Source organism: Halanaerobium saccharolyticum subsp. saccharolyticum DSM 6643 (genome assembly GCF_000350165.1).
GTDB classification, from domain to species: Bacteria; Bacillota; Halanaerobiia; order Halanaerobiales; family Halanaerobiaceae; genus Halanaerobium; species Halanaerobium saccharolyticum.
Genome location: NZ_CAUI01000005.1, coordinates 451,927 through 467,157, shown reverse-complemented (window position 1 = coordinate 467,157; position 15,231 = coordinate 451,927). Strand labels below are relative to the sequence as shown.

Annotated in this window: 10 protein-coding genes and 1 pseudogene; all 11 read right to left on the bottom strand. The window is 29.2% G+C overall.

All coding sequences use genetic code 11. The features are described 5' to 3' along the window. Positions 1 to 8: 8 nt before the first annotated feature. The 11 genes and pseudogenes from HSACCH_RS02645 to HSACCH_RS02595 all read right to left on the bottom strand — a co-directional run bounded on the left by HSACCH_RS02645 (position 9) and on the right by HSACCH_RS02595 (position 15,197). Positions 9 to 863 carry a MurR/RpiR family transcriptional regulator gene (locus HSACCH_RS02645; RefSeq protein WP_005487631.1) on the bottom strand — a complete coding sequence of 285 codons (855 nt, stop codon included), beginning with the start codon at positions 861 to 863 and terminating at the stop codon, positions 9 to 11. Then, positions 863 to 1,909, bottom strand: coding sequence for a MupG family TIM beta-alpha barrel fold protein (locus tag HSACCH_RS02640; RefSeq protein ID WP_005487630.1), 1,047 nt, complete (start codon positions 1,907 to 1,909; stop codon positions 863 to 865). Before HSACCH_RS02640 ends, HSACCH_RS02645 begins: the two co-directional genes overlap by 1 nt. Positions 1,910 to 1,986: 77 nt before the next feature. After that, on the bottom strand, positions 1,987 to 3,411 hold the full coding sequence (locus tag HSACCH_RS02635) for a PTS transporter subunit EIIC (protein ID WP_005487629.1): 1,425 nt from the start codon (positions 3,409 to 3,411) through the stop codon (positions 1,987 to 1,989). A 24-nt stretch (positions 3,412 to 3,435) separates the two neighbouring features. Next, positions 3,436 to 4,337, bottom strand: a pseudogene (murQ, locus tag HSACCH_RS02630) (N-acetylmuramic acid 6-phosphate etherase). A gap of 272 nt (positions 4,338 to 4,609) precedes the next feature. Then, positions 4,610 to 7,957 carry a DUF5107 domain-containing protein gene (locus HSACCH_RS02625; protein ID WP_040477008.1) on the bottom strand — a complete coding sequence of 1,116 codons (3,348 nt, stop codon included), beginning with the start codon at positions 7,955 to 7,957 and terminating at the stop codon, positions 4,610 to 4,612. A gap of 33 nt (positions 7,958 to 7,990) precedes the next feature. Beyond that, complete coding sequence (locus HSACCH_RS02620; protein ID WP_005487624.1) at positions 7,991 to 8,923, bottom strand: aldose epimerase family protein; 933 nt, start codon at positions 8,921 to 8,923, stop codon at positions 7,991 to 7,993. A 30-nt stretch (positions 8,924 to 8,953) separates the two neighbouring features. Then, entirely contained in the window at positions 8,954 to 9,904 is a 951-nt protein-coding gene (gene araH, locus HSACCH_RS02615; RefSeq protein ID WP_005487623.1) for an L-arabinose ABC transporter permease AraH, read from the bottom strand. Positions 9,905 to 9,928: 24 nt separating this feature from the next. Next, positions 9,929 to 11,419, bottom strand: a complete 1,491-nt coding sequence (gene araG / locus HSACCH_RS02610) for an L-arabinose ABC transporter ATP-binding protein AraG (RefSeq protein ID WP_005487622.1) — start codon at positions 11,417 to 11,419, stop codon at positions 9,929 to 9,931. Positions 11,420 to 11,484: 65 nt separating this feature from the next. Next, on the bottom strand, positions 11,485 to 12,414 hold the full coding sequence (locus tag HSACCH_RS02605) for an arabinose ABC transporter substrate-binding protein (RefSeq protein ID WP_051056324.1): 930 nt from the start codon (positions 12,412 to 12,414) through the stop codon (positions 11,485 to 11,487). A gap of 335 nt (positions 12,415 to 12,749) precedes the next feature. After that, the gene (locus HSACCH_RS02600) at positions 12,750 to 13,334 is read right to left on the bottom strand and encodes an ANTAR domain-containing response regulator (RefSeq protein WP_005487620.1); all 585 of its coding nucleotides are present in this window, start codon (positions 13,332 to 13,334) and stop codon (positions 12,750 to 12,752) included. 18 nt (positions 13,335 to 13,352) lie between these two features. Continuing rightward, positions 13,353 to 15,197 (bottom strand): ATP-binding cassette domain-containing protein, encoded by a 1,845-nt coding sequence (locus HSACCH_RS02595; protein WP_005487619.1) that lies wholly within the window; start codon positions 15,195 to 15,197, stop codon positions 13,353 to 13,355. Positions 15,198 to 15,231 lie beyond the last annotated feature (34 nt).

Below are 15,231 nucleotides of genomic sequence, written 5' to 3'. Positions count from 1 at the left end.
TTCCTCTGCTAATTAATTTTAAAGTTTTCTACACTTTCTCTAGTGTTTTTTAAATAATCACTTATTTTACTGAAATCTTTTTTAGCAAAAGCCACAAATAAAATATCTACTGCAGTCAGCTGAGCTATTCTAGAAGTAATGGCTCCAAGTCTAAGATTTTTTTCGCTTCCAGCAACCTGTAATTTAATATTAGCAATCTCATTTAGAGGATTTTTACCATACTTACTAATAGAAATAGTCTCGGCGCCTCTTTTTTTAGCAGTTTTTAAAGCTTCATAAACTTCCAAACTCTGACCACTATAGGAAATTGCTATTGCTAAATCAGTACTTTCCATATTAGCAGCTGAAGATAATTGAGCATGGGTATCTGAATAATAGATAACCGTCTTCTTTATCCGCATTAATTTATATTCTAAATCTTTTGCCACCAGCCCTGAAGCACCTATACCAAAAATATAAATATTATCGGCGTTTTCAATAGCAGCCACTGCTTTTTTTAATTGATCAACCGATAATAGATTTATAGTATTTTCTATTACATTAATATTATCATGAGCTAATTTATCCATTATTTCCTCAATCTCATCATCAACAGATATATCATCATAAATTTTAGTTTTATTTTGATTTTCAAAATCCTGTATATCTTTAATTAAAGATATTTTAAAATCATGATAGCCCTTATAATTTAATTTTTTACAAAATCTAACTACTGAAGCAGGACTGCTATCAGCACCTTGAGCTAATTCTTTAACTGATAATTTAGTAACATCTTCTTTATTTTGCAGGATATAATTTGCTATTTTCTCTTCAGTGTTGGTGAAATCATTGAACATTTCTTTAATTTTTAATATAACTTTCATTAGTCATCACCTTTAATTTTAAATTTAAATTTATCTCCTTCTTTTATTTTTTCAATAATCACTGCTGCTTTTCCTGCATCAGCTACAATATTTATTTTCTTATCAGCTGGATATTCTTTTTTTAAAATATTTAAGTCACCTTCATATCTTTGATATTTATGATTATCTATTGTAACAGAATATTTAAATCTTTTGTTGTTATTAACTGGTTTTATTCGCTTTTTTATATTTTTTCTAGCAGTTTCAGAACGAATAAGATATTCTCCAGGATCCTGTCGATTCTTGTGAGTTAACCTTAATAATCTTTTTTCCTCTTGACTAATTTCTTCATTGATTTTAATTGGGATTATAAATATATCTCTAGTTACTGCTGAAAAATCTATTAATTCTTCTTTGGAAGCTCTGCTATCACCTATATAAACTTTATCAATCCCTAGTTTTAATAAATCTTGGGCTGCTACTAAAGGAGTTAAAAATCTATGTTTTTCTATTGTTGGAAGTCCTGCTTTTATTGGAGGCCTTTTTTTATATTTTGCTGGAACAAAAGCAGCAATATCCAAACCATATTTTTTAAAAATATTATTTTTTTTAACCAATAATTTTTCAGATAAACCAGTTTCCTCTCTAGGATAATAATTATGAGATGCTTCAATATTTTCTAAATTGCCAGCGGCAGCAATTATTGATTTTAGATCTGATTCTTTTAGGGTGCTTGCATTAAGATTAATCTTATAATCGATATTTTGACTTAATTCAGCAATTTCCTGATTAGTAAATCCAAAGTCCAAACGAAGTGCATCAAAATTAAATTTATTTAACTCTATTTTTTCAAAATATTTTTTAGAAATATCTGCTGTCAAGTTTAAATTAAGCCGTTTAATTGCTAAAAGCAATTCTCTTATTTCATCTAAAAAATTATTATTTACCTCTGGAATGTGAAGAGATAGAAAAACATTTTCAATTCCTAACTTTTTTGCTTCTTCTAGATATTTAATATTTTCTTCTAAACTTATCCCTAAACCTGCATAAACTGAAATACCTAACATTTTATATACTCCTTTTTAAGTTATAATTAAATTTTAATGGCTCCTCTTTTTATACAGAGGAGCCATACTTAAACTATTTATTCTAATTGGGCAACTTCTTCATCTTTTATGAAAAAATGTGTAACAACAAATCCACCTATATAAGCAATAACAAGCCCTATAAAATAGCTTAGCATTGACCCTGGCTTCATTAATGGGATAGCTGTAATACCGGAAGGTCCCCAGGCACCAGCCATAACATTTTGCAGCATAACAAAAGCACCGCCAAATCCTGCACCTAAACCAGCAGTTATAAATGGTTTACCCAAAGGTAAAGTAACTCCATATATCAAGGGCTCCCCGATTCCTAAAACACCTGCAGGTAAGGCACCAGAAATTATTTGTTTCAACTTCTTATTATTTGTCTTTTTAGCTTTGAGATAAATCGCAATCGCTGCCCCAACCTGACCAGCTCCTGCCATAGCTAAAACTGGAAACAAAGAAACTCCACCCATATTTTCTAATTGAATAGCATATAATGGTATTAAACCATGATGTAATCCTAACAATACCATTGGTAAAAATACAGCTGCAAGTACATAGCCTGAAAGAACACTAACAAGTGGATTTTCTGAAGCTACTAGTAAAGTTAAAGCTCCAACTAACCAATCAGAAATAACACCCGATAAAGGCATTATAACAAAAATCATAGCCATAGCCATAATTAACATTGTAACCACTGGTGTGACAATTAAATCTAAAACATCTGGAACTGTTTTTCTCACTCTTTTTTCAATCAGTGATAATAAATAAACCCCGATAATCACTCCAATAATTCCACCTTTTCCAGTAGTTAAAATTGAATTTAGAGGTACTTCGGCATCATACATTCCAAATATTTGAGAAATTTCAGTAATCTGTCCCATAATTGTTAGGGCTCCTAACATCCCACCTAGACCTTCTGTAGCTCCAAATTGTTTAGCAGCATTAATACCTGTAAAAATTGCTAAATAACCAAGAAATGACCCTCCAAGCAGTGATAATATTAGTTGAGCACTATTCCAAAAATCACTGGTTGCTAAACTTCCAGTGTTCTGAAGATTAGTTATTAATCCAGCAAATCCATTAAATATACCAGCTGCAATAATAGCAGGTATTAAAGGAATAAATATTTTTCCTATAGTTTTTAAAGCTTTTTTGAAACTGCTTCTATTTTGTCCTCCTTTAACAGTTTCTTTATTTTTCTTCCAGTCTCCTCCAACTTCTAAATCCGATGAAATATTATAATCACTTTTTAGTATATCCAAACATTTTTTAGCTTTACCTGGTCCAACAACAATCTGTAATGTTTCATCTTCTACTACTCCCATAACTCCTTCAACAGCTTTTAGTGCTTTGATCTCAACTTTAGAATCATCTTTTAAATCAATTCTTAGTCTAGTCATACAGTTTGAAGCTGCATGTATGTTATCTTCTCCACCTAAATTTTTTACAATTTGCTTAACCAGATCTTGATTATTCATTCTACTCCTCCTTATATAATATAATTAGTTATTTTTTATAGCATCAGCTAATCGACCTTCATGTTTTTCTAATTCTTTACTTGCTTTTATTTTATCTAATCCAGTATTAAGCATCATAATTGCAAGTTTAACATTATAATCTGTTTTTCTAAATATTTTTCCGCTTTTTTATAACTCACCTCACTTACTTCCATAATCATATTTTTAGCTCGTTCAGCTAATTTATTATTTTTAACCTGCAAATCAACCATATAATTTTTATAAACTTTGCCTAATTTGATCATTACTGCTGTACTTAACATATTTAAGACCATTTTTTGAGCAGTTCCTGCTTTCATCCGGGTAGATCCTGTTACAACTTCTGGTCCTACAACTGGAGCTATTGAAACCTCTGCTATATCAGCAATTTTAGAATCAGGATTACAGCTTAATGCCGCTGTTTTAGCGCCTAAAGATTTTGCATATTCTAAACCACCTATTACATATGGTGTACTTCCACTGGCTGCAATACCAACTAAAAAATCTTTTTTATTGAAATTAATATCACTAAGGTGATTTACTGCTTCTTCCTTACTATCTTCTGCATTTTCTATTGAGTTTCTAATTGCTTCCTCTCCACCTGCTATTAAACCCTGCACCAATTCACTACTAACACCATAAGTTGGTGGACATTCTGAAGCATCTAAAATCCCCAAACGACCACTTGTTCCCGCTCCCATATAAATCAATCTTCCACCATTTTTTAAAGATTTTGTAATCAAATCAACAGCTTTAGCAATATTTTCCTTTTCTTTTTCTACTGCAAAAGCTACTTTTTTATCTTCACTGTTAATTATTTCTATCATTTTTTTAGTACTGACTCGATCAATATTTTTTGAATTCTCATTGACTGATTCTGTAATTAAATTTTTTAACTTACTATTCATATTTTAGCCTCCATTCGAAATATTATTTAATTTCTTAATAATATCTTAACATTAATGAAATATTATTTCAAGTATTATTTATTTTTATGAAAATATTTTTCAATAAAATATAAAAAAGGCCCTCTTTTTAAATTTATAATAAAAAGAAGGCCTAAAAAATAAACGGCTGAGGCACTTTAAAATCCAGCACCTTAGCCGCTTACATTATTTTATATCATTTTTAATTTATATTTGAGGAGGGTATTTTATTTTTTCTGTGGAGCTTAAATATTTCAATCTATTAAGTAATTCCTTTTTATACCTTGATGATAGGGAGCTCGCTTTTTAATATAGCTAAATAATTGTTTTGCTTCTTCAATTTTATTTTTAGCAATTAATGATAATCCCATTAGATATTTGCAGTGAATTTTATTTTTTTCGTCCAAATCTGCATCAAATACTAAAAAGTCAGGTAAGGAAACTGCAAAATAATCAATCTCTACCTCATCAAAAAAATGTTTTTCTCCATAATCATAAAGACTATTAAACTTAGAAAGCGCTTCTTCTTTTCTTCCCAATTTTTCTAATGCCAGCCCCTGATAAAAAATCATATGTGCTGGTTGATCATTATAATAAAGCATATCTGATAAATCATCTGATCCTACTGCAGCTTTTTCAAAATAGATTTTTGCTTTTTCAATCTCATTATTTTTTTTATAAATTAAAGCTGTATAATAATCAATGTCATTATCTTTTGCTATAGGTAATTTTCCTTCCCCTAAATTTTCAGGATAGCTTCTTGCTGCCTTTAAAAACTGTTTTGCTTTGCTTAAATTTCCCTTCTCTATATTTTCTTTAGCAAGTTCTATATTTGCAAATTTATACTGAGAAGTAACTTTGCCTTCTCCCCCCTCCCAGGGATGAAAATGTCTCTCTAATAACAATTCTAAAGCTCTTTTATAATGAGCAAGATTATTTTCTAAGGTAATATATTCTGTATATAAATCATCTCTTTCTTTAACCAGCTTAATATATTTATCTAAAAAGTCTTTTCTTTTTTGATTTGAATATCCTAACTTTTTATATAACTGGTCTAATTCATATAATATTCTGCTGTCATTATTATTTATTGCAAATGCTTTCTCTAATGATTTTTTGCTTTTCTCTTTTTCAGACATTTTATTATAATAAGCTAAAGCTAAATTTCTATGAACCACTGCATTATTATTATCTATTTCTCTAGATTTTTCCCATAATTTAATAGCTTTTTTATATTGTTTTTTATCATAATATAAATTACCAAGATAATAAGGTGCTTTTTCATCTTGAAAATTATTTTTAATAGCTGATTTTAAAACATTAATAGAAGTCAGCTTATTTGGAAAACAATAATCAGAGTTTGCAGCTGCAGCTTTTTCATAATATTTTTTAGCTTCATTTTGATTAGCCAATTCTAAATTATAATAAGCTAAATAATAATATATCATTGGATATATACTTAATTCTTCTTTTATATTATTAGATAAATAAATTTCTAAAATATCGATTGCTTCTTGATAAAAAAATGTATTTCCATAGTCAATTGCAAGTTCTAAGAAATTATGAGGATCATTCCTCAAGATATCTATAATATCATCTCTGCTCTTTTCTGCTGCTTCAATTTCACCTTTTCTTTTATTAATAAAGTATAATTCACTTCTAGCAGCAAAGTCTAATTTGTCAATTTCTATAGTTTCTTTTAAGAAAGATTCCGCTTCATTAAACCTGTTCAATTTTCTAAGTAATGAAGTTTTAAGATTTCTAGATTTGGGATTATGATAGTTTTTGATTATTGATTTCTCAATATATTCGAGCGCATTTAAAATTTCTTTATTTTTATACGATAAAGCTGCTAACTCATAATAACCACTGTCATGCCAGTCCCCAGACCAAATAGCTTTATGAAAAGCTTCAAAAGAAAGTTGATATTTTTGCTGATACTTTAAAGACAAGCCTAAATTATAATAGGCTTCACTATCATATGGATTAGGGTTTTTTTCAGTTAATCTTTCAATGGCACTCCTAAAATATTTTTCGCTTTCACTAAATAAACCTCTTCTCAATAATAATCTTCCATAAGCATTATTGATTCGAATATCATTAGGATCTCTTTTTAATCCTTCCAGATAATAAGGGTCTGGCTCATAAGTTGCATGTCTATATTGTTCTAAATGAACAGCAGTTAAATATAACTCTTCATTTGTTTGAATTTCAGCTGGCTTTTTTGCAGCTTCTGCAGGATCAGGTGTTTTTAATAATTTTTTTTCTGCCGGTGAATAAGATATTAAAATATTATGATCGCTATCTAATAATTCCAAAATATAATCTGATTTTTTGGCTAATTTATTTATTTCTACTTTTTTATTATACGAAAATTTAGGATCTAAATTTATTTTTTCACTGAATAAAATATTTTTGTTTTCAGATAAAATTATTTTTAAATTATTTTTTTTAGAAGTTGAATAAATTGATATCTCTGCCTCTTTTTTATCAATTTCTAAATTTAACAAAAAATCTTTTGAGGCATTTTTCACTTCACCTAAGCCCTTATATGGCATAAAATACTGTTTAAAAGTTTTTTCTTCATGTGGCTGCATCCAGGTAAAATCTGGTTGGTTATCTGTATAAACTCCTGTCATTAATTCTATATATTCTCCGCTGCCATAATCTGTTAAGTTTTGATACCATCTTTGTCCAAAATCACCTGTTCCCCAGGTCCACTGTTTTTTACCAGGTGAGATATGATGATTTGCAACATGCAGTATGCCAGCTTCTTTTGAATAATCATAACCGCCAACAAAATTATAATCAGAATGATATGCCATATATGAAGTTGGTACGGGTATGTTTTTATATTTAGATATATCTACCCCAGCTGAATAATCAACTTTATAATATTCTCCAGTTGCAATGGGAAATTTTGAAACATCTCGTTTTCCATGATCAAATACAGCATTTACATCTGGTGGAAAAATTGATTTATAAGATTCATTGACAGCTACTGCAGGATTGGCCCACCACAAAAATGTTTGAGGAAGTTCAGTTCTATTATAAAGCTGTCCAATTATTTCTAAATATGCTTTATCTGGATAAATTTTAAAGCCAGCCATTCCTTTTGTACCGTACATCCTATCAATTTCACTGACCCAAACTACAGCACTTCCATCCTCGTTTTCTTCAAAACTATATTCAACTGGACTAAAGGTTGATGGCCTATGATGCTGAGGCCAATTAAATTCTATGCCTCCAGCTATCCAGGGGCCAGCCAAACCAACTAAGGCTGGTTTTATTACAGGATTATAATATACAAAATCATAATTATTTGTTTTATCATAAGCCCTTTGAATCCGCCCCCCTAATTCAGGCATTATTTCTATTCTAAGGTATTCATTTTCTAAATATATCATTTTATATTCTTTATTAATTTTTTTATTATAGATTTTTTCTACAACTGGTAGAGGATATACTTTACCTGAACTGCCCTGATAAACTCTTTTATCCAGAAACATCGGGTTTTTATCAGCCTCACCGACAGGATAACTTTCAATTTTAACAGTATCCTCCCAAACTTTAACTTTATCTTTTTGAGACAATTTTATCATCCTTTCTAACATTTAAATAGCATCTACTGAGTATTATTTTATAGATATTTCTATGGTAAAAGAATATTCCTGCTGAGGATCAATAATATTCACTTTTTTGTTTTTTAGAGCAAGGTTAATCGAATCATAATAACCATCAGTTGGCTCAAAAGCAAAATTATAATCTCCTTTAAATGAACCTTCCGTTAACCAAAATCCAAGATAAGGAAATTTTTCTGAATCAAATTTAATTATAAACTCGGATTTTTGTTCAGGATAAAAAGCTGATACCTTTCCATAGTTTAATTTATCATAATTATAATACTTTTCACTTAGAATCTCTTTTCGATTATTTACTTTATCAAGCCTATATTGCTGACCAAACATATCAGCTGTAATGGGAAAACTATGTTCTTTATTTTTTTCCCCCAGGTATTTACTCTGCTGTACATTAACTATTTTGGTCATTTCTTTCGGAAAATTAAGCTCAATTTCTTTCGAATATTTTAATAAACAGTGCATTGTCCAGATAGCTGGAAAAGCAGTTTTTAAATTATTTTTTATTTTATAATCAATGATAATTTTATTTTCAGTTATTGTAATAATCTTTCTGTAATGATATTTAAAATATTTACTTTTGTAATCTAAGACTAAGCTGTCACTCTTTAGTTTATAATCAAAATTTGCTGACCATATTTCCCCATGATCTGGATAAGTATAAAGCTGATTATTAATAAATAATTTTGATCTATCAATATTAGGAAAACAGTCATCAAAACCCGAACAATCATAGTCCTCAAAATTACTATCAAATTCTGCTTTTTTATAACTATTATCTTTATTTTGAAATAAAAATTCAAAATCTTTTTCTTTGCTATAGATTGAAGCTATTTTAGAACCAATTTCTGGTAATATTAAAATTGAAATGCACTCATTTTCCATTTTAATAGCTTTTGATTGCTTAAATTTAATCTCCTTAATTCTCATTATATAAGCTCCTTAAACTCATTCAGAAAATTATTTACTGCGCTGTTTTAGAATATCTAAATAGATTGCGATTAATAAAACTGACCCTCTAACAACATATTGATAAAAAGTTGCTACATTAAGTAAATTCAGTGCATTAGAAATCATTCCCATGATTAAAACACCAACAACTACTCCACTTATTGTTGCTATACCACCATTTAAAGATACTCCACCCAAAACACAGGCCGAAATTACATCAAGTTCCAGACCCTGAGCAGCATTTGGTTGACCACTTGTCATTCTTGAAGCTAAGATTACACCGGCAAAACCTGCCATAAATCCCTGAGCAGAAAATATTATTATTTTAGTTAAATCAACATTAATACCTGCCAGTTCAGCTGCTTTTGTATTTCCACCAATTGCAAGTGTGTTTTTACCAAAAACTGTATTATTTAATAAAATACCAAAGATAATAAATGAAATAACCATAATAATTATTGGTGTGGGAATTCCTAAAATCATACTGTTGCCTAATTTAAAAAACCCGGCTGTAGAAATACCAACTGCACGTCCATTTGATAAAATAAAGGCCATACCTCTAAAAATCATTTGAGTAGCCAGGGTTGTAATTAATGCATTTAATCCCAATTTAGCAATAGAAAAGCCATTTATCACTCCAACTAAAACTCCGGCAAGAAGCCCTGTTATAATACCGATCCATACGCTCCCAGTACTATTAATAACAACAGCTGTAGTAATTCCAGAAAAAGCTACTGTTGAACTAACAGAAAGGTCAAAATCACCACTTGCTAAAGCAAACATCATTGTATTAGCAATTAAACCAATAGTAACTACCGAGAGTGCAAGCCCAACCATATTGCGCCATGTGAAAAAATAAGGAACAAAAATCGAAAGCAAGACAAACATTGTTATAAATATTAAAATTATCGTATAATTGTTATATAAGTTTTTAATTCTACTTTTAGTAGTTTCTGTCATAATATTAGATCCTCCTATTCATAATTAAGAAACTGGCAGTGCCATAGATAATATTTTTTCTTCTGTAAATTCTTCTCGATTTAAAGATCCTATAATTTCTCCAGATCTCATTACAACTACTCTATCTGATACTCCCATTACTTCTGGTAAATCACTGGAAACAAAAAGTATACCCTTACCGTCTGCAGCTAAATTATACATTATTTTATAAATTTCATATTTTGCGCCAACATCAATACCTCTAGTCGGCTCATCCATTAAAAATACATCAATGTCTTCACTTAACCACCTAGACAAAATCACTTTTTGCTGATTTCCACCTGACAGATTGACAGCTAATTGGTCACGAGAAGGAGTTTTAATATCTAAATTCTCAATGAATTCATCTGTAGTTTCTTTTTCCGCCTGTTTATTTAAGAAAAAATTATATCTCAAATGATGTCTTCTACTGCTGATATTAATATTTTCACTTACCGAGCGAATCCCAATAATGCCTTCATCTTTTCTATCTTCAGGCAGCAAACAAACTTTATTTCTAATAGATTCCTTTGGGTTTTCAAGCGAAACTTCTTCTCCTCTAACTTCAACTCGACCTGCCTCAATTTTTTCTAGACCATAGATTAATTTAAATAATTCTGTACGGCCTGCTCCAACAAGACCAAAAATCCCTACAACTTCTCCTTCGTGTACTGTTAAATCAATATTTCTTTTAACGCCTTTGCCTCTTATGTTTTCAATATGAAATATTTCTTCCCCTTTATCTCTTTCTTCATAGCCATAGATATCATTAAGTTCTCTACCAACCATTTTTTTAACAATTAAATCATGAGTAACTTTCTCCATATCTCTAAATGTTTCGATATGTTTACCATCTCTAAAAACTGTACAGCTATCACAAATTTGAAATATTTCTTCCATCCTATGTGAAACATAAATTATAGCTTTTCCATCTTCTTTCAACTTTTCGATAATTTCAAATAAATGTTTTATTTCTCTATCCGAAAGTGAACTTGTTGGTTCATCAAAAGCAATAATTTTAGCATCCTGCATTAAAGCTTTTCCGATTTCTATCATTTGCTTTTGAGCAATTGATAGATCTTTAACTTTAGTTTTAGGATTAAAGTTCTCCATTAACATCTTGATTTGTTTAAGAGCTTTTTCTTTTAACTTCTTTTTGTCTACAAAGCCATTTTTGTTAGGATAATTGCCAATCATTAAATTTTCGGCAACTGTCATTTCTGGAACTAAATTTAATTCTTGATATATTACAGCTATTCCAGCATTTAAAGCATCTTTAGTATTAGAAAATTTCATAGTTTTATTTTCAATTAATATTTCTCCTTGATTAGGAGTTAAAGCACCACTCAATGTATGCAAAAGTGTAGATTTACCTGCTCCATTCTCGCCTACAAGTCCATGAATACTTCCAGTATTAACCCCAAACGAAATTTTATCAAGTGCTTTTACTCCTGGAAAGGTTTTTGTTATATTTTTAAATTCTAAATGATAAGCCATAAATTTACTCCTCTCTAATAGTCAAGAGTAATAGAGGGGGTTAAACCCCTCTATTTATAATTATATTATTCTAATTCTTTGTAATTATCTCTTGTCATTATTTGACCTGTAGTCCAGGTAACTTTTGGAGGCTCTTCGCCATTTTTAATCCATTTATACATTAATTCAGCAGTTTCATATCCATGTCTGCGAGCACTTAATTTCACAGAAGCATAAAATCCTGTTTCTTCTTCTTTTTCAAATTCATTAACAACAAAGTTAGAACCATTAATTCCAATACCTATTACATTTTCAGCTCCAAAACCCTGACCTTCAAGAGCTCTAATTGCTCCAATTACTGAAGAATCATTTCCACCAGCAACTATCCATTTATCGAAATCTGCATGCTTGGTTAAAGCAAAGTTAGCAGCATTAAATGAACCTTCAGTGTCAAGTGTTTGCATTGGACTTTCAAATACTTGATCCTCAGGGAAGCCATTTTCCATTAAAACATCAGTTGCACCTTGAGTTCTTTCAGTAATAGTTGGAAGTTGATCAAAAGTCATTACTAAATAACCTACTTCTTCATAGTCCCAATCTCTTTTATTCATCTGCTCTACTAAAGTTTCTCCAACTAACTGACCAATATCATAAGCTGAGATTCCCATATGTGGAACTTCTTCCATTGGTTCACCATCAGAACCTACAAATCTGTCATCAACAGACATTACTTTTAGGCCATTCATATCAGCTTTAGCTTTAATAGCTGGTCCTAATTTAACATCAGGTGTACAAATAATAAAACCTTGTGCTCCCTGTGATGCTAAATTATCAATAGCAGAAAGTACTTTTTCTCCATCTGTTCCACCAATTTTAACTAATTCAAAACCATAATCATCTGCTGCTTCTTCTGCAAATCTCCACTCATCTTGAAACCATGCTTCTTCAGGCTGCTTTACTAAAAATCCAATCTTTACATCCTGAGCGGCCGTTACTGAAATTGCACCCAACACCATAATTAAAGTTAATAATAAAATAAGTTTTTTCTGCAAAATATTCTCCTCCTATTGTTTTATTTTAATTAAAATTTAAAACTAAAAGTTTAAAATTCACCTCCCTTAAAAATTATTTTCTTAAAAAACGACATAAAACCCCCTCAAACAGTACAAACAGCTGTTTTAGGGGGCCTTCATGACCTCATACTATTCTGCCAATCATTAACAGAATATTGTATATTTTTTTATAGTATAACATTAATATTTTGAAAAATCAAATTTTTTAACAATATTTTTAATATTTTTAAATTTAAAGCTAAAATCAATCTCAGAAATTTAACGCATCAATACTTTAATTATTTAAATTTCTGGTCAGCTTCAATTATCTCTTTAGCAACTATTATCATTTTTTTGTTTTGATCATTACTCTTTTTTTGCAAAAATTTCATTGCTTCTTTCTCTTTAATATCCTTTCTATCCATAACAATACCTTTGGCTCTCTCAATTATTTTTCGTGCTTCTAAAGCTTTTTTGCTGTCGTCTAATTCTGATAAAAGTTTTTTGAACTCTTCAAATCGAGCGCTTGCAATATTTATTGCAGGTTTAATGTCATTTCTGTCAACTGGTTTAATTAAATATGCAAATGCTCCGGCTTTAGAAGCCCTATTAATTAGTTTCTCATCATTATAACCTGTTACAATTATTGCAGGTATAAATTTTTCATTATTAATTCTTTTAATGGCTTCTATTCCATCCATCTTGGGCATATTAATATCTATTATTATTAAATCAGGTTCTTTTTCTAAGGCTAATTTAACTGCCTCAACACCATCGAATGCTTGTCCAATAACTTGATGTCCAAGTTTCTCAATATTTGATTTTAAACCCATTAAAATAATTGACTCATCTTCAGCTAAAAGTATTTTTAATGATTTCTGCATTTAGATCAATCAGCTCCTTTATTCAGGTATTGTTATTTCTACTTTAGTACCTGGACCATCCTGATTTGGTTTAAGTGTTATATCACCTTTAAACTGCTGTTTAATAATTGAATATACAATTGATAAGCCAAGACTTTCCTGCTCTTCAATTTTAAAATCATCAGTTATGCCTTTTCCATTATCTTTAACAATAAGCTTTATTTGATTATTATATTTAAATGATGAAATCTCAATCATTCCTGCTTCCTGATCTTTAAAGGCATGTTCAATACAATTACTCAAAATCTCATTAAAGACTAAAGCAGTAGCCGATGCTTTGGCATAAGAAATAAATATATCATCAATCTCAACTTTAAATTCTATTTTATTATTATTTAAAAATTCAATAATGACCTCAAAAATATCATGTAAATTAATTATACTTCTGCCTAAACTATCTTTAGACAAAAGATCATGTACAGCTGCAATACTTTTTATTCTACAGATAATATTAGTTAAAATTTCATCAGTGTTTTTAGGGTTCTTATTAATAAAATCTTTTTGTAAAGTTATCAAGCTAATTATATACTGCAGATTATTTTTTATTCTATGATGACTTTCTTGTAAAAGAGTAGATCTCCCCATCAACCTTGTATCTTCAATTGCAATAGCAGCTTGTTTAGCAAGAGTTGTTAAATATATATTTTCCTCTTGAGAATAACTATAGGACTTTCTATAGCTAAAAGATAATTGAATAATCCCACTAACATGTGATCTTATTAAAACAGGGATTACAATTACTGATTTTACATTGCTGCTTTTATTTAAAAATATATCATCAAAACCTCTATCAGCTTCTGTCATAAAGAATATTTTTTCGTTTTTAGTAATTTCAAATAATTTTTCCTTTTTAATTTCACTAATAATTTTTATATTTGACTCATAGTTAAATGTATCTATAAAAGATTTTGTATTTTCATCAATTAACTTTATTACACAGTTATCTGCTTTTGTAAAATCACTGCTGTATTCAGCAAGAAGCTTTAAAACATCTTTAAGCTCATAATTTGAGGTTAGAAATTCTGTTGCTTTAAAAACAGTATTTAATATTTTTTGGGTTTCATTTTCTAAAAATGAATTAGTTTTTTGGTTATCATAATTTCCAAGCATTAAATTCAAAATTTTATTTTGATTTAAATTTGCTTCTGATTTAGAGATAGTTCCAATAATTGAGCCCATATAAATTACTGATATCCTATCTGCAATCTTTAAAGCATCTTTCCACTGCTTAGTGATATATATAATTGAGCCACCTTCAGATTTATATTCATAAATTTTATTATAGAATTTTTTAATAGAGTCAACACTTAAACCATCAGTTGGTTCATGCATTATAACGATTTTAGGTTTGTTATAAAGAATTTTAGCTATGGAAAGCTGCTTTTTTTCATCTTTAGAAAGATTTGAAACATTTTTTTTAAGTTTTAAATCTAAATCCATAAATCCCAATATTTTTTCCGCTCTATTTTTAGATTTAATTTTATTAATAAATGGCAGAAATCTAAATTTAGGATAGTTATTTAAACAAATATTCTCTTCTATAGATAATTGTTCTACTAATGAAGAACTATTAAAGAGAAAATCTATTCCATTTTCTCTTAAAACAGCTATTTTATTCTCAAGTAATTTGTTCTCTAAATAAAAACTTCCCTTGACGTTGATTAACCCTGCTAAAGCTTTTGTTAAATTCTTTTTGCCAGAACCTTCAAGACCAATAACCGCATGAACTTCTCCTTTTTTTAATTTAAAATTAAAATTATTTAGTTTAGAGTTTTTTTCTTTTGGAGTATTAAGATTGATAATTTCAAAAAATGGTTCTGACATAATTTCACCTCACTAAAATTTAATTATACTATAT

Bases quoted from the DNA above. Each gene is read 5' to 3' on its own strand.
- HSACCH_RS02640 (WP_005487630.1), bottom strand. From the start codon at position 1,909: ATGTTAGGTATTTCAGTTTATGCAGGTTTAGGGATAAGTTTAGAAGAA.
- HSACCH_RS02595 (WP_005487619.1), bottom strand. From the start codon at position 15,197: ATGTCAGAACCATTTTTTGAAATTATCAATCTTAATACTCCAAAAGAA.
- HSACCH_RS02625 (WP_040477008.1), bottom strand. From the start codon at position 7,957: ATGATAAAATTGTCTCAAAAAGATAAAGTTAAAGTTTGGGAGGATACT.
- HSACCH_RS02635 (WP_005487629.1), bottom strand. From the start codon at position 3,411: ATGAATAATCAAGATCTGGTTAAGCAAATTGTAAAAAATTTAGGTGGA.
- HSACCH_RS02620 (WP_005487624.1), bottom strand. From the start codon at position 8,923: ATGAGAATTAAGGAGATTAAATTTAAGCAATCAAAAGCTATTAAAATG.
- araH (WP_005487623.1), bottom strand. From the start codon at position 9,904: ATGACAGAAACTACTAAAAGTAGAATTAAAAACTTATATAACAATTAT.
- HSACCH_RS02600 (WP_005487620.1), bottom strand. From the start codon at position 13,334: ATGCAGAAATCATTAAAAATACTTTTAGCTGAAGATGAGTCAATTATT.
- HSACCH_RS02645 (WP_005487631.1), bottom strand. From the start codon at position 863: ATGAAAGTTATATTAAAAATTAAAGAAATGTTCAATGATTTCACCAAC.
- araG (WP_005487622.1), bottom strand. From the start codon at position 11,419: ATGGCTTATCATTTAGAATTTAAAAATATAACAAAAACCTTTCCAGGA.
- HSACCH_RS02605 (WP_051056324.1), bottom strand. From the start codon at position 12,414: ATGGTGTTGGGTGCAATTTCAGTAACGGCCGCTCAGGATGTAAAGATT.